This is a genomic window from Vibrio sp. 1-2 (7-a), assembly GCF_013048515.1.
In the GTDB taxonomy this organism is placed as follows: domain Bacteria; phylum Pseudomonadota; class Gammaproteobacteria; order Enterobacterales; family Vibrionaceae; genus Vibrio; species Vibrio diabolicus.
Genome location: NZ_VHSQ01000001.1, coordinates 842581 through 866397, shown reverse-complemented (window position 1 = coordinate 866397; position 23817 = coordinate 842581). Strand labels below are relative to the sequence as shown.

Sequence of the window (23817 nt, the reverse complement as noted above, 5' to 3'; positions counted from 1 at the left end):
CAAGGTTCGTATGTTCCTTGGGCTTTTTTAAGCTCTTTCTATGCTATGCCAAGCTAGGGATAAGTCTAGGCTTGTACAAACAATCCTCGCCTTCAGGTCTGGTTTTAAACCGACGGTGAAGCCACATATATTGGCTCGGACTTGCCATGATTGACGTTTCAACTATCTTATTCACGAAAACTGCCGCACCTTGAGGATCTTCTTTCGGGAAACCGTCGACTGGCGCACTAATCGTCAAGGTATAGTGTCCGTCCTTTCCTCTTACCATCGTAAAAGGCACGATGGCACAATCTGTCGAATCAACCAGCAGACTTGTACCTGTCGTCGTGCAAGCATTTTTAACGGCAAATAATGGCGCAAACGTTGAACGTCGGTTTCCATAATCATGATCCGGTGCATACCAGACCCGCTCACCCGTTCTAAGCGCTTCAAGCATGGCTTTAACGTTCTTGCGGTCAATAAGTGTACGATTAGAGCGAGAACGACCCTTGTATTGAAAGTAATCAAAACACGGATTGTTGTTTGGACGATAAACACCAGTTCCAGACTTTTTAATGCCAAAAGCACGAGCACCTAACTCTAAGTTCATCGAGTGTACGGCCAACATTAATGCCCCTTTGCCTGATTTTTCTAAAGCCTCGAGGTGCTCCATTCCTTTTATCGTAACGTGTTTGTTTACCCGTTTATCAGACCAAAACCATGCCATCGCCGTCTCAAATAGCGCAATACCTGTATTGTCGATATTGTCTTTTAAAATTGCTTCGCGTTGGCATTCTTCCATCTGAGGAAAGCAAAGCTCAAGATTGCGCCTAATCGTAATTTGACGTTTTTTCATGATTCGCATAGCTAAACGGCCAATGCCACGTCCTAATGCTAACTGAACTTTGAAAGGAAGGAGACTGAGTAAGTACATTACGCTGATGATAATTAAGGTTCCCCAGTAACGAGGCAAAAGAAATTCAGCCTTGAATTCAGGCTTTTGGTATTTATTCATGTGAGTATTGTCAGATGTGCCCATCTATAAGTGATAAAAACAATGATAATGGACTGCACTTTTATCATTGATAGCGCTAATAACATAAATTAAAGCGCGCGGATTCTATGGTTCTTCGACACACTACACAATAAGAACTTTGCAGAAATATGTAGGGGGATGAAAAAGCAGCAAAGATGAATCACCACGTTAACATCGATTGGAGTGATTAATCTACCGCACTTTCATAAAGTTTGGACAAACATAACTTTGTGTTTTCAATGCGCTAGATAATGGTGTTTTTTTAACCCCATAATGCAGCTGTCATGAAAATAACAATAAACATGATAATCATTACCCTGAACAAGTAAGACAACTTTCCGGTGCCACCTTTTGGCGCTTGGTTACAGCATCCCATTGTGTTTCTCCATCGTTTCATTTCGATATAGCATTAATGTACTCCTTGACCTTAGAGGAAAGTCAAACCTTTACCCAAAGGTTCTAGTTCACCGCTATAAGTGTTTATTTATCCGACATATCACTCGTTTATATCCCATGGAAATAAAGCGCGTTGTTTTCAGCTCATTTTCGGATAAATACATACCGTTTTTCGCTATATACCCACTATTTATGAGGAATCTACAATACGCGAGTCTTACTTGTAGCACGCTACTTTTACAACCTAGAAGTTGTGCGCTCATCCATTAAAGGTATCGAATGAGCAATATCGTTAAATCCGCCGTTAAATTGAGTGTTTTCTCTATCATCATGATTACCGTAACTTCGGTCGACAGCATAAGGAACATTCCTGGGGCGGCTTTGTTTGGTAGCCATGCCATTTCTTTCTTCTTACTTGCTGGACTTTGTTTTTTTGTCCCTACAGCGCTAGTGTGTGCTGAGCTAAGTACCACTTATCCAGAGCAAGGTGGTGTATATCTTTGGGGCAAAGAAACACTAGGGCCAAACTTTGGCTTTGCCACCGTGTGGTATCAATACGCTGAAAATATTGTTTACTATCCACCTTTAATTTCATTCATTGTTGCAACGGGGGCCTACCCTTTTTTCCCAGATCTGGCGCAAAACAACATGTTTATGTTGGTGATGATTAATGTGATTTTTTGGGCGTTAACTTTAGTTAATATCTTTGGCTTGCGCCTCTCTTCCCTGATTACAAATGTATTCGGCACCCTAGGTTTGATATTTCCGATTCTATTGATTATCGGATTAGGCGGATACTGGGCGTATACCCATCCTGGTGAGTCTCATATCTCGCTTCGCCACGTATCTGACTGGTTGCCGGACCTTTCTCAAGATGGGATCGGAGCTGGTTTTACTGCGGTAGTTCTGTCACTTACAGGCCTTGAAATCACGACCTCTTATGCAAGCGAAGTAGAAAATCCGCAAAAAGCCTATCCCAAAGCTCTGCTGATCTCCACAACCTTAATCTTGGTTTCTCTGACGGCGTGCTCACTGTCTATTTCTTCGGTCGTCTCAAGTGATCATTCTAGTTTGAGTGAAGGAGTGATACTTGCCTTCAAAGCTTTTTTTGATGATCTGCACCTCTCATTCCTGCTGCCTGTCATTGCCCTTGCTATTGTTTTTGGCACGCTTGCAAGCCTGAATAACTGGATAATCGCCCCGACTAAAAGTCTGCATGTTGCCGCAAAAGATAGTTTCATGCCGATGTCGCTCGCCAAAGAAAACCGCAACCAAGCTCCCGTCTCATTGTTGCTCTTGCAAGGCACGATTGTTAGCGTGCTCTCTTTGGTTTTCATTTTTGTTCCTAACGTCAATCAAGGCATGTGGTTATTGAATATCCTGATGACTCAGCTCTATATGGTGATGTACATCTGTATTTTTGTTAGCTTTTTGGTCTCACGCTACAAACACGCAGATATTGAGCGCCCATTTCGAGTTGCGGGCGGAAAAATAGGAATGTGTTTAGTGGCTGGGTTAGGCTTGATGAGTTGCTTGGTGACGATTGTTGTATCTTTTGACGTGCCAGCAGGAATTAGCGCAAAAACTGGTGCATATGCACTGATATTAGGATTTATCACATTTAGCCTCCCAGCGTTCGCCGCCGTGATGTATCGCAATCGAAAACATCGTCAACAAAGCAAAATGCTTGAGGTACTAGTAAGTTAACTATTGGATTGACATTAAAAAGCCGCAGCAATTTCTCGCTACGGCTTTTTATTTGGCATCACTAGTTGTGTTAGTTATCCGTGTCCTACAGTCTTGGATAACAGGTTAACAATCATCACACCAGTGAGGATAAACCCAATGCCAACAAGCGCCGGCAAATCTAGCCGCTGTCCATAAACAAAGTAGCCAACCGTCGCAACTAAAACAATACCCGCCCCACTCCATATGGCGTAAACAACCCCAACAGGCATCGTTTTTACCGTGACGGAAAGCAAGAAGAAAGCAATGCCGTAACCAATCAGAACGACTGTACTCGGCATCATTTTCGTAAATTGCTCTGTTTTGGGAATATAGGAAGTGGCAATCACTTCACATACAATCGCGATCGACAGCGCCAACATTGGCGGCATAGAGACAAGCATTTTGAACATAAGGCATTAACGCTCAACAGAAATGTAACCGACAACACGTCCGGATAATTAGGTCGCGCATTATACCCAACTCATCTCTCGATGGAATACCTCTTACTCAAGCGGCTTCAAAATGCAGGATTCACAGCGTGATCACTTGAATATAGAGACATTCACACGCCATCGCTTTCACTCACTTCTTGATGAGTAAGCGACAGGCCTGCTTTTTGGTGCTGCCGAGCAATTTCAAAGTAGATGTGCATATCAATTGGCTCTGGTGTATTGAGCAGCATCTTGCCCACTTCTCGTTGAAAGTGACCATAATTACCTAACTCATCCGTCAACCCTAACTGCTCGTAAGAAGGTTCATTGGCAAACATTCCATAGGCATACTGATAATGACTTAGATCCTTGCTCTTATCATAACCAAGCTCTTGAAGGGCTTGATCAATTTCTTTCGGCGTATAAGTGTCTTTATCGCCAAACAAGCGCAATAGTACGCTAGGAACCTCTTGAGCGATGCTCTGAATTTTTGTCTTTCTTTTAAAAATACCGAACATAATGTCCTCCACTGACGATGTTTCCAAATACACACTTTAATGCATATTGGTGAGCTGATTGTTTTTAGTATGGCTCATTAATCTGAGACTTCCTTACAACGAAGTCACTTTCGCATATTAACGTGATCACATAATTACCAGCAAATAGTACGACCAGCGTTTCAAACATATCTCATCAGAAACTCCGCTCTAGTCACAATTGTGTGACAGCTTCGAGATCGGTTTACCATAATGTAAAGAGTAGATTGAAAAGTCATATTTCGTATCGACATCTAAACTTAATTAAGTTAGCTTTAGAAGTATAGACGTCTAGATTGACTATACTTAGGGAGAGAAAGTCGTGCCAATTAGAATTCCAGATCAACTACCAGCTACCGATGTGCTAAGGACAGAGAACATCTTCGTAATGAGTGAAACGCGTGCTGCGAGTCAGGAAATACGTCCTTTACGAGTGCTGATCCTGAATCTGATGCCCAAAAAAATAGAAACTGAAACTCAGTTTTTGCGTCTACTCTCAAACAGCCCATTACAAGTCAATGTCGAGTTGTTACGCATTGATAACCGCCCAAGCAAAAATACGCCAACCGAACATTTGGATACTTTTTATCGTCAATTTGAAATGGTGAGAGATAAAAATTTCGATGGCATGATCATTACTGGAGCCCCACTAGGTTTGGTTCAATTTGAAGATGTCATTTATTGGGACCACCTAAAAACCATCATGGAATGGGCAAAAGATCATGTGACATCGACTCTTTATGTCTGCTGGGCAGCACAAGCAGGACTGAAGTTGCTCTACGATCTACCTAAAAAAACGCGTAAAGAGAAACTTTCAGGCGTGTACCATCACCAGATTCATCATCAATTCCATCCTATGTTACGTGGGTTTGATGACACATTTTTAGCGCCTCATTCACGCTATGCCGACTTTTCACCTCACTTTTTAGAAGAACATACCGACTTAGACATCCTAGCCACATCGGATGTTGCAGGTGTTTATTTAGCTACAACAAAAGACAAGAGAAATGTGTTTGTTACTGGGCATCCTGAATACGATTCGCATACCTTACATAACGAATATATCCGCGATTTAAGCGAAGGCATGGAACCAGCCATTCCCGTCAACTACTATCCAAACAACAATCCTGATAATCCACCAATTGCCAGTTGGAGAAGTCATGGACATCTCCTCTTTTTAAACTGGCTGAACTACTGCGTTTACCAGCAAACACCTTATGATCTTGATCACTTCAGTGAAGACGCTTTTACTAAAGACGATTAACCTCAAAGCACGCAAACAAAGCGCTTATGATGCCTAAATGTAATATGTGAACCAAGCCGCCATATGGCGGCTTTTTCATACCAGTTTGCAAACCTGATCGCATAGTGTTTTTTCCTCAATAGGCTTTTGCTACGTAATTCATATCATGCTGGGAGATTCAGGGACGTAGGGACAAAGAATGAAAACAACAAAGCTCGGTGCACTACTATTAATCTCTCAGTTTGCACTTGTAGGCTGCGTGACGGTGAAAGAAGATGGTAGCCCTGTCGTTAAAGCCGATCCTGTAGCAATGGCAGAATCACGTATCGCACTTGGCCTAGGTTATTTAGAAGGCGGCAATATGATTCGCGCGCATGATAACTTGCAACAAGCCTTAACCCACGCACCTCAATACTATCGTGCTCAGTTATCGATGGCTCACTACTATGAAACGGTTGGCGAAGATGCTAAAGCCGAGCAAATGTATAAACGCTCTCTACGCCAACACACCAAAAACGGTAACGTGCTCAATAACTACGGCACCTTTCTTTGCAAGCGGGGTGACTTCGAGAAAGCCGATCAAATGTTTAATCGAGCCATTGAGCAGCCTTATTACTATCTCATTCCGGCCAGTTATGAAAACGCCGCATTTTGCGCGTTGAAGTCACAAGATAAAGACAAAGCGAAATACTACTTCGCCCGAGCTATTGATCATGACCCTCATAGGCCAAAATCTATTTTGCAGCTAGCCAAGCTAGAAATTGATAACGGCAATTACACTGAAGCCAGAATTCGATTAATGAGATTTAATCAAATGTATGGCGTTAAGAAACCCTCTTTACAGCTCATGATTCAACTTGAACGTGCAGCAGGTAATGAAGCACTCGAGAAAAAATATCAAAAGCAATTGGAGAGATTTTCTTAACACGACATCATGATAAAGAAGGTGTACTCGCTCACAGACACTACTGAACTTGACTAAGAATCCAGTGAATTCAAACCCACGGTGAAACATTCATCCTGTACATAAACTTCAAATTCGGTACTATTTGAACGGAATAAGTGACCAAGTCACGTTATAAAAGTGCGCTAGTAAAACGAAATTTGTACATCATACTGTTTTTACTATTGATTTGGGGCGCATTGATAAATGCTAAATATTACTGACATACACCAGAAGGAAGTTGAAGCCGGATGAAACCTGCCTGCACTCTGCTATCATTCACTTTGCTGAGTTCGCCTTTTGTCGTCAGTGCACAAGAAAATATTGAAAAAACATTCACGTTTGGCATTGTTTCCAATAAAGCTCAAAGCAAAATCAAAAAGTCGACGCCTTTTACGCAGTACGTGACCAATGGTTTGGCTGAATACGGATACACTAAGGGTGCTGTAAAAGTATTTAAAAATTATCGTCAGCTCGCGGTGGCACTTGAAAATGGCACCGTTCAAATTGCAACAGCCACCCCCTTCAATGCAATGACCCTCGAGGCAGAGTCTGGCAGCCAAGCCATTGCCATACGCTGGAAAAAAGGTTTACAAAAATATCATACGGTATTCTTTACCCACAAAGAGAGTGGTATCGAGTCGATTTCTGACCTGCGCGGAAAAACACTTGTTTTTGAAAAGCGTACATCCACCAGCAGCTATTACTTACCCGCTATTACACTGCTTAATCAAGGGGAGAAATTAGAATACCTCCCCTCCTCCGATGACAAACCAGCCAAAGACAGTATTGGATATTTATTCCTTGACGAGCACTTGGCTCAATCGAATGAAATCAACCTTTCAGTATGGGTGTATAAGCAGAGAGTCGCAGCAGGAGCGTTCAGCAATTTCAATTGGAGCAACCCTAAAGATCTTCCAGAAAGCATGAAAGACAAACTAACGATTTTCGCTCGCTCGGTAGAAATACCTAGAGACTTAATTCTCGCCTCTCCGACCTTAAGCCAAGATCAGCAACATAAAATCACGTCAATATTGCTCGGTATGGAGGCATCTCAGCAAGGTGCTTTAGCACTTAAACAGTTCCAAAACACGAAAAAGATCACCGCTCTAACGCCAGAAATGTCCGTGTCCTTAAATACCGTTCGAACATCTATTCACTTGTTACCGAAGGTGGATTGATGTTCCACAAACTCTCACTCGAAACTAAATACATTTGCTCGACCATTTTTGTTGTCCTGTTTGTCGTAGTGATAAACCTCGCACTATATATGCATGGTTACGATACGTACTCAAATAACTTAACCCGCCAAATCACCGAGAACTCACAAGAAAAAACAGAGTCTTACGTCAAGCAAAAAGGATTGGTTTACGCAGAGTTATTATCAAAACAACTTTTTGACCCACTCTATACGGATAATATCAGCCAAGCGTACGAGCAAATTAAAGCGACATTAAGCCAACCAGATGTCTCGAAGATACACGTTGTTGATAATGAAGGGCTAATCTTTCACGACGGTACGACTCAGCTGAGTATGTTTGCCCAGCCTCATTACCGTTCTCGCTTTATTTTAAAAGCAATAGAAGAGTCTAGAATTCTCATTTCTTTTTCTAAACATCAATTAGAAATTGCTGCACCGATTCAGCAATCGAATATCACACTGGGCGCGGTGTATCTTGAACTCAACCTAGCACATCTATTAGAAGAGAAAGAACAAAACATTGCGCAAGTACAAGCGCTTACCTCAAACGATAAGCAAAAGATGTTTAACTTGCTGCTCACGATCAGTGCGATATCCGTTCTGCTCGGAAGTGCCATCGCGTATGCTTTGGGTCGCTCATTAATAAAACCACTCAAACAACTTAAAGAACAATTTACAGAGTCAAAGACTCAAGCACTGCCAATCACTGATATAAAAAGTAAAGATGAAGTGGGTGATCTTATTTCGGCGTATAACAAAATGTCCAACAAAGTGAACCGATACACAAGCCGGGTGGAGTTCATGGCGTATCACGACATTCTTACCTCCCTGCCTAACCGAGAAAAGTTGCTCATTGATATCCAAAAGCAAATAACGAACCGCAAATCACCCTCACTCGCGGTTGTTTTTATTGATCTGGATGACTTTAAACATATTAACGATAACTACGGGCATAGCATCGGAGATAAATTGCTAGGTCATCTCGCCTCAGAACTTCAAGGTCGTTTGCCGAGTTACTTCCAGCCTCTTTACCGTCTTTCAACCATCGTAAGCCGAGTCGGCGCTGACGAATTTGTGCTGGTCTTTCCATGCAAAGACAGCCTCCACGCTAGAGAAAAAGCGGACGATATTCATCGCCAATTGCTTTCTCCTTTTAATTTGGAAGAGAACGATATTCAAATTACGGCAAGCCTTGGAGTCGCGGTGTATCCGGAATTTGGCTCAAACGCAGAGTCTCTTTTACAACTCTCCTCACTGGCGGCGCAAGAATCTAAACGACGCGGTAAAGATATCATGACGATATACGATTCCGCGTTTGATGAGACAGTGAAGCAGCGCTTATACATAGAAAAAGAACTGCGCCGCTCAATACGTGATTTGTCTCAGTTCGAGCTTTGGTATCAACCCCAGTTCGACCTCAACACCTACCAGTTGATTGGTGTTGAAGCATTGGTTAGGTGGAATCATCCGGAGAAGGGTTATATTAGCCCAGAATTATTTATCCCGATTGCAGAACAAAGTGACTTAATTTTAGAGCTTGGTGAATACCTCATCGAGACAGCAATTAGCCAGCGAGCACAATGGGCGGATCATTTCGCTGCTGATTTTCATATCGCATTAAATTTGTCTCCTAGGCAGATCTACCGCCAAGATTTAAGTCAGCTCTTTTCGAAATATTTACAACAATATCAAGTCCCCCCTAAAACCATTCATGTTGAAGTGACAGAGTCTCTGTTTATTGATGATATTGAGAAAGCGCAGTACGTGCTCAAAAAATTACAAGCTAACGGCGTAGAAGTGTGGCTAGATGATTTTGGAACTGGGTACTCAGCCCTCGCCTACCTACAACAAATGTCGTTTGATGGGCTTAAAATTGACCGTTCATTTATCGCTCAAATCCAAAACAATGAACAAGATGATTCATTAGTCCGTGCGATTATATCCATGGCTCATAACCTAAGAATGAGAGTGGTAGCTGAAGGCATAGAAACCCAGACCCAACTAACAAGGATGGAATCGCTTCACTGCGACGTTGTTCAAGGCTTTTTCTTGGGTAGACCGGTGCCGGCAGAAGAAATCATAGAGTTTGAGCAACAACGCCAAGCAATAGATGACTCAACCGCCAGCAACTATGCTTAACTGAATAATTTATCGCGTTCATTTAATTAAAGGGGATTCGTTCTGCAATATTGGTCACACTTCGCCATCTCGCAAGTATGAATTTCCTCTTAAAATCTAACATTTGAGATAGGTAAACTACACTTTTCATATCAACTCTTTGGATATGGAAACGCGTGTGGTCGGGATATTTGCTTGGAACAACCTGTCTGTAAAGCAGAAACTTTTTGGATTGGTCCTACTACCAATCTTATTGTTATTGCTTCTGGCGGGCAAACATGTACAAAACCTCTCTATCCAAGCTCAAGAACTTCAAAAAGCACAACTCTTCTCCCAATATATAGATCGTGTTTCCTCACTGTATTATTTGATGAGCGATCCAAAGGTCGTGAATAACGCTCAAGAAACCCGCCAACTCGTTCAAACTTTACAAGATACAGCTTCACCTGTTTTTGGTGACAATGCCGATATATTAAATCAGCTCACGAATTTCGAAGAAGCAACACTGTCAATGCTCTCGTCCAATAATACAGAAGATAAGTTAGATGCAGCTGAGTGGCGTGCCGACACATTCAAAGAGATTCTTTTGAGTTTGGATAGAGTCTATTTCAGCCATGTAAGTTATGAAACCAACACTCACCTCTCCTCATTGATGCAGCTTGAGTGGTTAATGTTTTGGTCAACAGAAGAGCATAGACTCAGCAAATACTTGGTGGAATCTACAGAGCAGGGGCAGATTTACGATCCAGCTATCCAAGCCAGTATTCAATCATTAATCCAGAACCAACAACTGCTGTTCGAACGCTTTGTCACACTTAATGCGAATAAGCAGCAAGTCAACCTCCTCATCGAAACCTTTACCGATAATGTCTTTGCTAAAAGCCAAGCATTTCGAGCCAATTTGTTGCAGCCATCAAACCTTAGAGTATTGACACCCACTCAAATAGATGACGGGTTATCTGCGCTTTATAAACGCTTAAGTTTATTACGTAACGTTGATGACCAGATGGAACAGCAACTTATTAAGGATATATCCAGGACGATCAGTGAAACAACACAGCACCGCATTGGCTTCATTGCGCTAATGAGCCTCGTGACATTGCTGGTTGTGAGTTTGACACTGAGGTTAGTGCGTAAGGTCACTGGCAACTTGAATTTAGTCCTCGAATTCCTAAGTCGAGACACATACGAAGAGGACAACAATGAAAACTCACCACTAACAGAGTTGACCAAAGGGAAAGATGAGCTCAGTAAGTTTGCTAAAGAGGTAAAAAAACTGAGTTATGAACGTGAGCAGTCAAGACAAAAGTTAACTCAAGCCAAAGAAGATGCTGAAAAGGCGAAAGATGATGCCATCGAGGCAAGCAAAGCCAAAAGTAGCTTTCTGGCAAATATGTCTCATGAGATTCGAACCCCTTTAAACGGCGTTATTGGCATTTCAGAAGTTTTGTCAGACACGCCGCTAACGGCGACACAGCGTGATTATGTCGACACGATAGAAACCTCCTCGCAATTACTGTTGAGCCTAATAAATGACGTTCTGGACTTCTCTAAAATTGAATCTGGTATGTTGCTTATCAGCCCTCATTCAACCTGTGTTCGTGAATCCATCTACGATATTGCTTCTATTATTTCCCCGAAAGCGAAAGAAAAAGGCATCGATGTTCAAGTCAGCATCAGCCGCAATACGCCCTATCACGTTATGTTGGATGATCACCGTATACGCCAAATTATCATGAACTTCATGTCCAATGCCGTAAAGTTCACCGAACAAGGCTGCGTTGAACTCTCTGTCATCACTAGAGAAATCAAAAATGGTGAAGCGAGCATCGAGTTTTCAGTCAAAGACTCAGGGATCGGTATTGATGAGCAGCAACAAAAGAAGATATTTGCTCCTTTCGCCCAAGAGGATAACTCCACCACCCGACAGTTTGGAGGGACAGGGCTTGGGCTTGCAATTAGCACGCAGCTGGTAGAATTGATGGGAGGTGAGATTCAGCTTGAATCCGAGAAAGGCAAAGGTAGCCGATTTTTCTTCGAACTTACGGCTCCAATTGTGACTCAAGAGTTCAATGGCTATCACTCCCTTAATCACAACGATATATGGATAGTTTGCAACAACCCTACTTTGGAGCAAAAGCTGCGTGACGAGTTGAGCTTTTTCCACATCAATGTTCAGCAATCAGTAAATACACTGGATGCTCTGCCAACGTGGATTGATAACGAGCGCATCATTGTTATCAACGTAGAAACTTCTCCAAATACCGCAGCCAAACATCTAGGTGAAATGAAAAGACTTTGCATGCAAAATGTTCGAGTGTGTCTTATTAAACACCTTCATAGTGCCCAACGTGATTTTGGTAACAGCATTAGTGCATTGGTCACTCAACCCCTCTTAGGACAGCGCTTAGTAAAAGCACTTGAAACTTGTGCTGCAAACTTCCCTCAAGCAAACCAGGAGAACACGACAACACCCAATGCTAAGACTCTCCCAAAAATCTTGGTGGTCGACGACAACACCGTTAATCAAAAAATCGCTGGATTACACGTCACAAAAGCGGGCTTCGACTTTGATATCGCCGTAAACGGAGAAGAAGCCGTAGATATGTTTCAACAGAATCAATACAGCTTAATCTTAATGGATTGCATGATGCCTGTGATGGATGGGTTTGAAGCAACCAAAATGATCCGTCAAATTGAAGCAAAAGAAAAACGGACGATCAGAATCCCAATTATCGCGCTAACAGCAAGTGTAGTCGATGATGACATTCAAAAGTGTTTTGATGTTGGAATGGATGATTATGTGCCCAAACCTTTTAAAGCGGGTTTGTTGAAAGAGAAATTAGATAAAGCCATTGGACTACGCATTTCCAATATTGCTTCTGATGAAAAGCGACTGGCAACAAACACCACTCACACTCCTGAAAAAACCTCGCATGCTGAACAATCAGAAGCGACCGTGACGCCTATTCGCTCAGAACGGATTTTGCTCGTCGAAGATAACAGAGTAAATCAAAAAGTCGCTTCGCTGCTTTTATCCAAAGCTGGTTATCAATTTGAAGTAGCCGAAAACGGACAGGTTGCGGTCGAAATGTTCCAAAAAGATGGCGGGTTCGACATCATTTTGATGGACTGCATGATGCCGATCATGGATGGGTTCGAAGCCTCGCGACAAATACGCGCCTACGAAGCAAGTAAGGGTCTTCCGAAGACTCCCATCATCGCGCTAACGGCAAGTGTTGTGGATGATGACATTCAACGCTGCTTCGATTCAGGCATGGACGCTTATGTACCCAAGCCTGTTCGTAGAGAAAAGCTGTTGTACCAGATTGAAAATGCGATATAGGTAGCGATGATGAGCGGCGACATATCTCTCCTCTGTTTTCTTTTGCGCTGCATAAAACGCTACCTATTCATTGTTGTTTTCCTTCTACCCATAGATAGTCAAGTACTTGCTGCAGAGAGCTACGCTGTTTTCTCGTTTAATAGTGAGTTCTCGCCCCTGACCATCAATAAAGCGCGAAAGTTGTACAGAGGAAAAACGCAACTCTTACAAGGGCAGAGAATTGAGATATCTGACTGGCCAGCGACATCAGCGGAGAGAGCGGAGTTCTATCGCTACCTTCTCAATAAAAACTTGGCGCAAATGAACGCGCACTGGGCGAGCTTGTCTTTTTCAGGCAAAGCGAGACCACCCAAAGTGATTGCAAACTCTAGCATTGATGCGCTGATCACGTGGATGCAAGAAAAGCCCAATCGGATTGGTTATGCCCCTGCTTCGAGCGTGCCTGGAAATGCTCGTATTTTGTGTGTAGTGAGCTCGGAGGATTAATATGAAAAAATATTTGACCATGTTATCACTGAGTATTGTCGCCTTTCCGAGCTTAGCCACCATTGAGTTATCAGATCACCTGTCTTTGAGTGGCTTTGGTTCGACATCTTGGTCTAAGTCCGATAACTCTACAACGGTTCTCGTCAACCGCTTTATTCATGATGAAGCCTGCTACGATTGTGACACAACCTTCGGCCTGCAGCTTGATTACTTTTACAAGGCATTTCGAGCATCCGCACAAGTAGTCAAGCGTCCGCAAGATCATTGGAGCTCGCCCCAATTAGAGTGGGCATATTTAGCTTATACCTATAAAAATATAGAGATACGTGGGGGACGATTGAGGCTGCCGCTGTTTTTGATGTCTGAGTATAATTATGTCGGTCACGCTTTTACCCAAGCTCGACCACCAAATGAAGTGTATGACAGCATATTAGGCATCACCGCTTACAATGGTTTATCCATTCGCTGGAATCACGACCTCAATGAGCAAATCATGCTTACTGCAATGCCGTTTATAGGGTTTAAAGACAGCAGTGATGTCACCCTCAACGAAGACACTGAACTGAAGATCGAATCAGACAACACAGCCGGAATAAACTTAACACTCAGCGGAAATGCCTACCGTTTAAACTTATCTTATCTACATGGCGACTATGACCAAACTACGGTTCTCTCCAACACCAAGCAATCCACACATGAAGGGGGAACCATGTTAATTGACCGTTTGGTTCTAAAAGAAAAAGGCAATACGATTGACCAGTTTTCTCTAGGAGTAAGGTATGAGCTTGATAACGTTGTGATAATGGCGGAAGGACAAACCAGCAACATTTCCTCCTCTTGGTACGCAACAACGAGTTACAACGTGAATAAATTGACCCCCTACATAGTTTACGGCCAGCAGTTTAATAGCAGTGATACAAAGAATGGGGACAGCTATCTGTTTGGAGTGAGATACGACCTAGATTATAACGTGTCACTGAATGCTGAATGGCAAAAGTTTAACGCCCACAATAACGATACTGGCGCGTTTTCATCAATACCAGAAGATAACAGCGCCAACCTTTACACCCTGATGTTAAATTTCGTTTTTTAACTTTTCTATACTGACACCGTATAAACCGTGGGAATTTACCTTTGTTATCGTTGATACGTGTTGTGCGTGATTTGACGCTCTTTGTAATAGAATTCTTTGTCATGTTCGCCTGTCTCTCGCAATACACGACACGGGTTCCCTACCGCAACAACATTACTTGGTATATCTTTCGTTACCACGCTACCAGCACCAATTACGCTGTTTTTTCCAATCTTGACGCCAGGCAATACCACTGAGTTAGCGCCGATCCATACATTATCACCAATATAAATAGGGATATTGAATTGCGCAACTTCTCTTCTGAGCTCTGGTTCAATCGGGTGGCCTGCCGTTGCTAGTGTCACATTGGGCCCAATCATGACACTATTGCCAATGTAGATATACGTATCATCGACTAGGGTTAAGTTAAAATTTGCATACACGTTATCACCAACGTATGTATGCCTCCCCCAATTAGCTCGAAGCGGCGGCTCAAAATAGCAGTTGTCACCAACAGCGCCGAGCAAACGTCGTAATATTTCTGTACGCTTTTCAGATTCAGAAGGCCGAGTTTGATTGTAATCGTAAAGAACTTCTAAACACTGTGTTTGCTGCTCGACTAACGCTTCATCATTACAAAAATATATTTTCTGACTATGAAGCATTGATTCACTATCCATAATATCCTCCGTTCTATCTGCCCAGTAGCTTCAGGCTGCTGGAACACCTCGCAATACAAGTTCCTGTCAAGATTGGCTAACAGAATGCATGATGTCGTTTTTTACAATAAGTTTAATGACATTCTTGCGAGGCCTAACGCAAAATACCGAATAACTTGGAAGAAATATGTGAATCAGACGATTAAATAACACAAAGATCGATGCAGAGTTAGCTTTGTTTATCTCGATTCATTTTCAAGCGCTTTTCTTTACGTCGTAACGCTCGGAAAAACTTCGACTCCTCGTGATACCAGCCGATAACACTAACCGGGAAGCCCACTAGCATCATGATAAAAAGATCCGCGGGCAGCTGCTCCAAAATATCACTCAGGGAGTGCAGCTCACCAAAAATGAATAAACCAATGACTTTACCAAGCAATAGTGCGCAACAAATCATAAAAAAAGACTTCATGATGTAATGCCATTTGCCTTTTTTACGCTCTTCTCGCCAATAGGCATATTTATGTTGTCGGTCGTACATTCATCCCCCCAAGTGACAATGTCACTAGCCACAAACATTCAGGCAAAGTAACGGCTTTAGCTGCACTCTAATGATAGTGTGAATCAGAAGCGAATGCTTGTCATGGCAATGAGAAAGCGGCACATCATGCTGCGCATTTTACGACCTTATGGACGCTAGCATGATCGTGCAATACAGAGAGATATCAGCTTGTTAATTACGGAGTGAGTTAATGTTTTCGGAACACCCAAATTGGACCAATAAGAAGAAACTGCAAATCTTCGAAAAAAGACGGTTTCTTCCCTTCTATTTTGTGACCAATGAACTGCAAGATCCACAGGACACCGAATAGGAGCATCGAAATATGCAGTACGGGCAGCGCCAATACCTCCAAAGACCATATCAGGCCGATGCACGCTAATGTATACCCTAACATCATCATAAAGACGCTGAGAGACAAACGAAAATAGAAAACCCATACCGGTATGACAGCAATCCAGACCCAGTTAAACTCGAAACCCAAGATGGAGATTTGAGGAATTGACCAAATTAGACCGACCACAGATAGGTAAATACCCGGAACTGCGATTGTGTGAATCTTTTGGTTGATGGGGTTTTGATGGCTCTCCCCATATTCTTTTAGCCATTCAGATAATGCTCGCATATCATTCCTACTTTTCCGCCTACTTATTCTTATATAGCTTGAGGATGGAAAAGGTGCGAATTTTTCTGTAATAGCTATTACTGACCAAGCAATGCTCGTTGCACTTTTGGTAGTTTGGCAACGACGAGAGTATAAGAGCGTTCACATAAATCCTGAATCAATCCATCTTCCACATCACCATTAAAATAAACCGTTATCCAGTGACGCTTATTTAGGTGATAACCAGGAGTGATGTCCGTAAACTGCGATGTTAAGACTTCTCCATCTTCTGGTTTTACTTTTACGCTGACATACTCCCGACCGTTTCTCTCTGCAATAATCGCAAACATTTTACCTTTGATTTTGTATACAAGCGCTTCTGGCCCAAATGGGAAATCACTCTCTGCACACATAAAGGTACTTAAATAACCTTCTAACTCTTTGCTTCTCATTCCGTCCCACCCTTCCTGTATCTTTTACTCAAACAAAGGCAATAGTAGCCTTAACGCCTGGTTAACCTGCGCTTTCTCATTGCCTTCTAAACCATGTAGCAGCGATTGCTGAACGTCCACATGCTCTAAGATCAACTTGTCAATTAAGGTTAAGCCCTTTTCGGTTAACTCAACGGTGACACTGCGTCTATCTTCTTTACTGTGTGTTCTGGTAATAAAGCCTTTCTTCTCGAGTTTATCTAATCGGTTCGTCATCGCGCCCGAAGTGAGCATCATCGAATCAATTAGCGCCGAGGGAGTAAGGCAGTATGGTGAACCTGCTCGGCGAAGTGTCGCCAACACATCAAATTCACCCATCTTAAGATCGTACTTCTTATGTAGGTCAGCGACCCGACACTCCATGTGCTTAGCAATTCGCATTAGCCGACCCATAATTGCCATCGGTTCAGTGTCGAGCTCTGGTTTCTCCTTAGCCCACTGCTCTACCACTCTATCAATTGCGTCCATGGTTTCTCTCCAAACGTCATTTAATTTTTATTTTAACATAAAGATACTTTACAAAAAGTAACCTTACCGATATCTTTACAATTAATTATCTCAACGTAAAGATATTTAACATGAATATTTTGCTTGCAATGATCCCGGCTTTTTTTTGGGGGACAACTTATGCTGTTACTCAGTTTACGCTTCCGGACTGGCCTCCCGTTTTACTTGGTGCGCTAAGAGCATTGCCTGCGGGTCTTTTGCTCCTCGCAATAAAGCCATCTTTCCCGAAAAAGAGTGAATGGAAAGTGCTGCTTGTTTTAGGAACTATCAACATCGCTTGCTTCTTTGGTCTCATTTTTGTCATGGCGTTGACGCTTCCTTCTGCGATCTCAGGTGTCGGTATGGTATCAGTGCCCGTTTTTGCGATGCTATTTGGCTGGGCAGTCTATAAGCGCCAGCCAAGCGCAATACAGGCAATAAGCGGAGCGACTTTGATTGCTTTGGCTTGGTTCTTATTTGATCCTAGCTCTATTTCGCTCAACCCTATGGGCTTGCTGGCGATGATCTCCGCCATCATGTGTATTGTGGTAGGCAGTAGCGTAACGAAGTCACTAGGAACGAAAATGCATTGGTGGACAGTATTAACATGGCAGCTCATTTTGGGTGGTGTGATTATGTCTGTCGCAACAAGCATGCTGGCAATAAACAATCCAGAGCCATACGTTACAGCCATTCAAAACTTATCAATGACGAACACCCTTGGGCTGCTGTGGGTGATCATTCTGAACACTGCATTAGGCTACGGCATGTATGTTTGGCTATTGCAGCGTATGTCGGTCGTTGACTTTACTTTTGGTGGTATTGCCAACCCCGTTGCGGGCATTGTGTCAGGTTTGCTGCTATTAGGTGAGACTTTCACCCCTCTCCAATACAGCTTGATGCTAGGGATGATTGTTATGTCATTGCTCCCTCAATTGATCGCTTCATTAAAAACCAAAAAAGCCGCCCTTTCTTCCTAAGTAAAATCCTAACGCCCGATGCTAGAATCGGGCGTTCATATTCTCTGTAAACTCCGTTTGAATTCTAAGACCTCAACAGGTGTTCTATCGAACAGTGAACCCAAAAAAGTTCAGTAATAAAAAAGGTGCCGAAAGACACCTTTAATAATGAATACGCCCCATTATGCCTTGCTTTAAGTCATCACAAGGTTGTTAATAGGCTCTGGTTTAGCGTAGACATACCCTTGAATAAGGTAAATAGAATGCTGAGCCAAATACGCGACTTGAGCCTCGCTCTCTACACCTTCTGCAATCATCTCACATTCCGCTTTCTTTGCTGCCGAGACAATAGAATCCAACACTTTCAATTTTTGGTCATCAGAGCCTATTGGGTCGATGAACATCTTATCCACTTTCAAGCATCGGATACCCAGATCTTGCAAATAAGAAAAGCCGCCATACCCAGTCCCAAAATCGTCAATTTTGAACTTGTAGCCTTTATTCGCCAGATACAAAATCTCTTTTTTCGCTGCCTCTGTATCTTTTACAGGAATTCGCTCGGTCAACTCAAAATGCACTCTCTTCGGACATGGCCAATTCAGTTCTGACAGTAACTTAGTGAGTTCACCTGACTCTAAATGGGAAGAAACAATATTGATGCTGAGCCACACATGCTCAGGTAACACACTAAGATCTTGTATGATTTTACGAATAAGCTGATTCGTCATTGGGACAATCAGACCACTTTCTTCTGCAGCGCCGATGAACATGTTTGGCGGCACCATACCATCACGGCGAGACCACCGAATCAGTGCTTCATACCCCACTGTTACACCATCACGGCTATCGACAATCGCTTGGTAATAAGGGATAAATTCCGCATTATTAATCCCATTCTGGATCAAGCCTTTGATAGACTTTCTCAAGCTCTTACTGGACACATATACAAACGCAAGAGCCAGCCCCATAAGCACACTGGTTAGGCCTCCCCATAGAAAGACTCTTTCCTGAGCATAACTCTTCAGTTTCTCGCCACTGTGTATTTTGATGAGCATATTGGCTTGAGAATCAGCCGAGAAGAATAACTCCTTTGAAACTGCCGCTTCTTCTGCTGCAATGGCTGGTTTTCCTCGACTTATTGTTAAATCTCCAAATACAGGCTCATCATATATAAACTCGACGAACAAACAGTCTTCACAAGGCGTTTTGATCACTTCTTTAACCCAACTATTATCGAGAACCCAGATAACTTCGACATGTTCATTTTCATAAATGACCATCCACTCAACTTGATCTTGGTGTTCCGGTAAAATAAGTGATACAAAAAAGTTTTCGCCAAGCTGAAATCGTTGCGCATTGGATAAATGAGATACTTCGCGACCAATCGTGGAGCATGTTTTACCGTCATTCGTTTCCATCGCAATAAAACGGATGTAACGATTATAAAAACGTGGGTCGCGTAATGTTCTAACATCACTATTACTGCACGTGAAATCTAACTGCGAAACCTGCTTTACAATCGCCTCATCCAAATACATGGATCGTTGGTGTAAATAATCGACATAGGTGTCTATTTTAGTCTCTTTGATATAGCTGATGTAAAAATTGGCTATTGAATTAAAAGCCACAACAAAAACTGCAATGGGAACTAGGCCAAGCAAAATGGCATTTCTTGTTATCTTTGTAATCAAAGTTCCTCCTAACGTTCAGCCAAACAACTTAAATTAAAGAGTGACATGAATACTATCTCACGTTCACACACCAAAAAGTGAGGATCGAATCTCAATAAGAAGTATAGAAGCGCAAGGCTTGCCACAGAAAATGAGAGTACTGCTGCATATCCAAGATAGCAACTCTCTTGAGTGAGACTTACCGACGATAATCGCGAGAAAAGAGGGGCTTATGCTCAACATAACCAATGTATAAAACGACTTTTTTGCCATCCAATGACTCGCCACAGTCACTAACTTTCTAATTGACCTTTGAAGGCACTAGCAACACACTGCATGATAAAATAGGAAAAGCTACTTAGAGCTTTTTACCAGCATTACAGGCTTATCGACCAGGGAGGGTCATGAAATGAAATTAGCTCAATTAAATATTGCGCTTGCTAAATACCCTTTGGATGCACCAGAAATTAAAGAGTTCGTAGACAATTTGGACTTAATTAATGGTATAGCTGAAGAAAGTGAAGGCTTTATCTGGCGTCTAAAAGACGACTCCGGCGATGCAACAAGCATTAAATTATTTGATGACCCGAACATGATTGTAAACATGTCTATTTGGGAAAGTACTGACTCGCTTAAAAACTTTATGTTTCGTACCGGTCATAGAGATTTCATGCGCCGAAAAAGCGAATGGTTTCATCGTTTAGCGGAGGATAGCTATGTTCTGTGGTGGGTAGAAGACGGTTATATACCAACACCACAAGAAGCCTTGTTACGCCTTCAGCATTTGCGCGAAAACGGAGATACGCCATTTGCTTTCACATTTAAAACAAACTTTACAGAAGCAGATCTTGTGTAAAGTACGTGTATAACAAAAAATCGCGTTCAAATTTATACTGACTATAAGGTTAATTGGTGTGAATCACTGTCAGTTCTACCGACTTACTCGGAAAGGCGCGCAAGTGAACGCATAAAATGCGTTCACTAGGTTTATCATTCATAGGGTGTTCTATTTTAGAAATAAAGTTCATTCGTGTTAAATTTACGGTACCATGCACAATTGACCAAATTGTAGTTATTCATGATTATACCAACTAAAACTCCCTCTCCCCTGCCCTCTGATGTATCTTGCTCTAACTGTAAGGCTTGTTGTTGCCGTCTCGAGGTTATGATTATTTCAGATACTGGCGTACCTGAAGAGTTTATTGCACGTGACCAGTATGGAGGCGAAACCATGATGCGGCTAAATGATGGTTGGTGTGCAGCTTTAGACAGAGACACATTAATGTGTACGATTTATGAAAATAGGCCTTGGATTTGCCGCGAATTCGAAATGGGCTCCAATGAATGTTTAGATGAACGAGTTAAATTCTTGTAAAACCACTCAAATTTACACTGATGGCAATGCGGAGTATTTGTAGAAAGTGTGCAAAGGAAAAGTAAGGTGTTTAAATCTGAGTATCAACAAATTATGGATACAAAAAAGCCCACCGTTTGGTGGGCTTTTTCTAAAATTTGGTGGGTCCGGGCGAACTCGAATCGCCGACCCCTACCATGTCAAGGTAGTACTCTAACCAACTGAGCTACGGACCCAAATTTTGTGTTCCTAACCATTCAATTCAGAATGGTGCGTCCGAGTGGACTCGAACCACCGACCCCCGCCATGTCAAGGCGATACTCTAACCAGCTGAGCTACGGACGCATTTCTCTGGAACGACGAGGATATTAGCTATAAGCGAACGACGGTGCAAGCACAAATTTGCCAACTTTGAACCGTTTGGCGAAAATGTAAACTCAACACGCGTTTTCAGATGATTTTATCGACAAGGACTGGGCCTGTGGGGTTTAAAAGTGTGATCTATATAACTTTTATTATCTCACTTAATTGTCGTAAGGCACTTCACTGAGCATCCAAATCTGTAAGGTTTGCGATACATTGGGGCAAGTACCAAACAAAATCTGATATTTAGGTTTAAATGGTTCGCCGATATAGGTTGTACGGATCAACTCTCCTGTTTTAACATCCACTTGAGTGCTCACCCTGCCTTTGAAGTTTTGAAATATGACAAACTGCTCACTGTGGTAAACCATTTGCTCTCGGTAAAACAAGAAATGATCTTGGGGTGTCTCCGTTAACTCACACTCCAGTGGTTTCAAATTAGGTATCGCACTAACATTAGATGCGATGAACAATGCTGACAAAATCCATCCGTATCGCATATGGCTGCCCTATTCTGCACTCTTTTTCAAAGTATAGGTCTTGCCTTGAGGACAGATACAAAAAAGGCTTTGATCATCTCTAATCAAAGCCCCTTATTTCTGCAGGTTAATTGTCGTGTTTAGTCGTCCGCCTCAAACACAACGTTATAATTTTCGGTGTATGTACAATTCGGCTGACGGCTACAAGTAAAGAAACGTCTCCCTTTGAACTCACCTTGGCTTGCGGTTTTAATGATCATCGGACTGCCGCATTTTTTGCAAAAGCGCACTTCTTTATCAGGCTCAATCAAATCTATATGTGCCGCAAGCAAACGACGTAATCGCCCAACTTGATAACTGTGCTTTACAGAAGCGCCGATTAAAGGCAGGTTGGCCGTCTTACAAACATGAATCAGTAACTTTTGTCTTTCTACCTTGCCCTTGCTTAACTCTTGCCCGTTATCCAATTCAACGATCACACGCGGCTCTAGCGTCCTAGGATCACAAATAACGTAATCAAAATAACTTCGAGATATGCGATTGTTCGCGACAAAAAACTGCTTCTTATTTTTGATTTCTTTTGGCGTAACCAAACTGGACATGTTTACTTTCGCGAATACCACCGCATGTTCACCTACCGCTGCCCTCAACGCATTATAGAATGCGCTCTCTTGCCCCCTGAGTAACGGTCCTTTCGAGCGATAAGGATAATCACGCGTGTCGTCGTGCTTAATCACGTACTTTTGAATAACAAAGAAGAATAAAACCAGAAGAACAACAATGATAAAAATGTTGGTCATAAATAAAGTGCATCCAAAACAACTCGTTGCTCAAAGCGTAAATGGAAATGCTATGCAGAGCAACAAAACCTCGCAATTTTGAGGAGCCACGACGATAGCGAGAAACAGAAAATTTTGCTCCCCAATAAAAAAGAGCCAATCACACACTCTGATTGGCTCGTTTAAATTTTGTTAGTACATTATGATGCTAAGAATCAACTATTAGCGTCTGGCTGGTTCTCTGGCATCGCATCAATAAAAGCAGGCAATTGATTACATGCTTGCACAACAGCGTTAATGGTTGGGTAAAGAGAAGTATCTACACCAAAGCGTTGTGCGTTATAAAATTGTGGTACCAGACAAATATCGACAATAGATGGCGAGCTTGTCAGGCTAAACTTACAATCACCATTTAGTTTACGATGCTTCTGAAGTTTCTCTTCTAATGCCGTAAAACCTTTGTGGATCCAGTGATGAATCCAAGCGACTTTGCGCTCTGGCTCGCAAGCTAACTCCCCCTCTAAATACTGTAGAACTCTTAAGTTATTCAGGGGATGAATCTCCATTGCAATATCCTGAGCCAAAGCTAGCGCTTGGTATCGAAGCGGCGTTTGCTCGGGGATCACAGTGACATCCGGATAGTGTTCTTCTAAGTATTGAATGATGGTCAGTGACTGGGTTAACTGAACCTCCCCATCCACCAGCACAGGAACCAGTTCAGAAGCGTTTAACTCATGGTACTCGTCACTGTGTTGTTCGCCACCATTGCGCACCAAGTGTACCGATTTTGAATCATACGATAACTCTTTAAGATTCAAACAAATACGCACACGATACGCCGCCGATGATCGCCAGTATCCGTATAAAATCATGCCATCGCTCATATCATCTCCCAACTG

At 42.4% G+C, this 23817-nt stretch carries 23 protein-coding genes and 2 tRNA genes; 11 read left to right on the top strand and 14 right to left on the bottom strand.

Translation table 11 applies throughout. The features are described 5' to 3' along the window. Positions 1-43: 43 nt before the first annotated feature. The gene (locus FKN08_RS03900) at positions 44-994 is read right to left on the bottom strand and encodes an LpxL/LpxP family Kdo(2)-lipid IV(A) lauroyl/palmitoleoyl acyltransferase (protein ID WP_139060222.1); all 951 of its coding nucleotides are present in this window, start codon (positions 992-994) and stop codon (positions 44-46) included. Positions 995-1690: 696 nt separating this feature from the next. On the opposite strand from FKN08_RS03900, the gene FKN08_RS03895 reads away from it, so the two are divergent. After that, positions 1691-3118, top strand: a complete 1428-nt coding sequence (locus tag FKN08_RS03895; RefSeq protein WP_170891387.1) for an APC family permease — start codon at positions 1691-1693, stop codon at positions 3116-3118. Positions 3119-3192: 74 nt separating this feature from the next. Here the strand turns inward: FKN08_RS03895 and FKN08_RS03890 are convergent, their stop codons facing one another. Further along, complete coding sequence (locus tag FKN08_RS03890) at positions 3193-3549, bottom strand: SMR family transporter (protein WP_005393429.1); 357 nt, start codon at positions 3547-3549, stop codon at positions 3193-3195. A 152-nt stretch (positions 3550-3701) separates the two neighbouring features. Further along, entirely contained in the window at positions 3702-4088 is a 387-nt protein-coding gene (locus FKN08_RS03885; protein WP_065646791.1) for a hypothetical protein, read from the bottom strand. A 340-nt stretch (positions 4089-4428) separates the two neighbouring features. Between FKN08_RS03885 and metA the strand changes: the two genes are divergently transcribed. From metA to FKN08_RS03850, 7 genes are all read left to right on the top strand, one after another. Continuing rightward, positions 4429-5370, top strand: a complete 942-nt coding sequence (gene metA / locus FKN08_RS03880; protein ID WP_006741610.1) for a homoserine O-succinyltransferase — start codon at positions 4429-4431, stop codon at positions 5368-5370. Positions 5371-5548: 178 nt separating this feature from the next. Then, entirely contained in the window at positions 5549-6274 is a 726-nt protein-coding gene (gene pilW, locus FKN08_RS03875; protein ID WP_170891386.1) for a type IV pilus biogenesis/stability protein PilW, read from the top strand. 269 nt (positions 6275-6543) lie between these two features. Then, positions 6544-7473, top strand: a complete 930-nt coding sequence (locus FKN08_RS03870; RefSeq protein ID WP_170891385.1) for a phosphate/phosphite/phosphonate ABC transporter substrate-binding protein — start codon at positions 6544-6546, stop codon at positions 7471-7473. Continuing rightward, positions 7473-9632 (top strand): GGDEF domain-containing phosphodiesterase, encoded by a 2160-nt coding sequence (locus FKN08_RS03865; RefSeq protein WP_170891384.1) that lies wholly within the window; start codon positions 7473-7475, stop codon positions 9630-9632. The genes FKN08_RS03870 and FKN08_RS03865 overlap by 1 nt, the downstream gene beginning before the upstream one ends. Positions 9633-9777: 145 nt before the next feature. Next, on the top strand, positions 9778-12957 hold the full coding sequence (locus tag FKN08_RS03860) for a response regulator (RefSeq protein WP_170891383.1): 3180 nt from the start codon (positions 9778-9780) through the stop codon (positions 12955-12957). A 9-nt stretch (positions 12958-12966) separates the two neighbouring features. After that, complete coding sequence (locus FKN08_RS03855) at positions 12967-13443, top strand: hypothetical protein (RefSeq protein WP_170891382.1); 477 nt, start codon at positions 12967-12969, stop codon at positions 13441-13443. A 1-nt stretch (position 13444) separates the two neighbouring features. Beyond that, positions 13445-14536, top strand: a complete 1092-nt coding sequence (locus FKN08_RS03850) for a sulfate ABC transporter permease (RefSeq protein WP_170891381.1) — start codon at positions 13445-13447, stop codon at positions 14534-14536. 44 nt (positions 14537-14580) lie between these two features. Here the strand turns inward: FKN08_RS03850 and FKN08_RS03845 are convergent, their stop codons facing one another. The 5 genes from FKN08_RS03845 to FKN08_RS03825 all read right to left on the bottom strand — a co-directional run bounded on the left by FKN08_RS03845 (position 14581) and on the right by FKN08_RS03825 (position 17296). Then, complete coding sequence (locus tag FKN08_RS03845) at positions 14581-15195, bottom strand: sugar O-acetyltransferase (protein ID WP_170891380.1); 615 nt, start codon at positions 15193-15195, stop codon at positions 14581-14583. 208 nt (positions 15196-15403) lie between these two features. Further along, a complete protein-coding gene (locus FKN08_RS03840) occupies positions 15404-15715 on the bottom strand; it encodes a hypothetical protein (protein WP_005393448.1) in 312 nt (103 codons plus the stop codon). 208 nt (positions 15716-15923) lie between these two features. Next, complete coding sequence (locus FKN08_RS03835) at positions 15924-16358, bottom strand: Mpo1-like protein (RefSeq protein ID WP_012841889.1); 435 nt, start codon at positions 16356-16358, stop codon at positions 15924-15926. 77 nt (positions 16359-16435) lie between these two features. Then, positions 16436-16789: an MmcQ/YjbR family DNA-binding protein gene (locus FKN08_RS03830; RefSeq protein WP_005393450.1), complete on the bottom strand. Its 354-nt coding sequence runs from the start codon at positions 16787-16789 to the stop codon at positions 16436-16438. Between the two features lie 24 nt (positions 16790-16813). Next, positions 16814-17296, bottom strand: a complete 483-nt coding sequence (locus FKN08_RS03825) for a MarR family transcriptional regulator (protein ID WP_005393451.1) — start codon at positions 17294-17296, stop codon at positions 16814-16816. 110 nt (positions 17297-17406) lie between these two features. Between FKN08_RS03825 and FKN08_RS03820 the strand changes: the two genes are divergently transcribed. Further along, on the top strand, positions 17407-18294 hold the full coding sequence (locus tag FKN08_RS03820) for a DMT family transporter (RefSeq protein WP_170891379.1): 888 nt from the start codon (positions 17407-17409) through the stop codon (positions 18292-18294). 173 nt (positions 18295-18467) lie between these two features. Here the strand turns inward: FKN08_RS03820 and FKN08_RS03815 are convergent, their stop codons facing one another. Then, complete coding sequence (locus FKN08_RS03815) at positions 18468-19964, bottom strand: EAL domain-containing protein (RefSeq protein WP_170891378.1); 1497 nt, start codon at positions 19962-19964, stop codon at positions 18468-18470. 388 nt (positions 19965-20352) lie between these two features. Here FKN08_RS03815 and FKN08_RS03810 point away from each other — a divergent pair, with 388 nt between their 5' ends. Further along, positions 20353-20799, top strand: coding sequence for a DUF3291 domain-containing protein (locus tag FKN08_RS03810; protein ID WP_046874876.1), 447 nt, complete (start codon positions 20353-20355; stop codon positions 20797-20799). Between the two features lie 222 nt (positions 20800-21021). Then, entirely contained in the window at positions 21022-21318 is a 297-nt protein-coding gene (locus tag FKN08_RS03805) for a YkgJ family cysteine cluster protein (protein WP_074191235.1), read from the top strand. A gap of 138 nt (positions 21319-21456) precedes the next feature. Here FKN08_RS03805 and FKN08_RS03800 read toward each other — a convergent pair. The 5 genes from FKN08_RS03800 to maiA all read right to left on the bottom strand — a co-directional run bounded on the left by FKN08_RS03800 (position 21457) and on the right by maiA (position 23802). After that, positions 21457-21533: transfer RNA gene (locus tag FKN08_RS03800), tRNA-Val, on the bottom strand. Positions 21534-21565: 32 nt separating this feature from the next. After that, positions 21566-21642, bottom strand: a tRNA-Val gene (locus FKN08_RS03795). 179 nt (positions 21643-21821) lie between these two features. After that, entirely contained in the window at positions 21822-22160 is a 339-nt protein-coding gene (locus tag FKN08_RS03790) for a hypothetical protein (RefSeq protein ID WP_046874875.1), read from the bottom strand. A 119-nt stretch (positions 22161-22279) separates the two neighbouring features. Continuing rightward, positions 22280-22939, bottom strand: coding sequence for a DUF2726 domain-containing protein (locus tag FKN08_RS03785; protein ID WP_047008692.1), 660 nt, complete (start codon positions 22937-22939; stop codon positions 22280-22282). 194 nt (positions 22940-23133) lie between these two features. Continuing rightward, on the bottom strand, positions 23134-23802 hold the full coding sequence (gene maiA / locus FKN08_RS03780; protein ID WP_006741619.1) for a maleylacetoacetate isomerase: 669 nt from the start codon (positions 23800-23802) through the stop codon (positions 23134-23136). Positions 23803-23817: the final 15 nt, after the last annotated feature.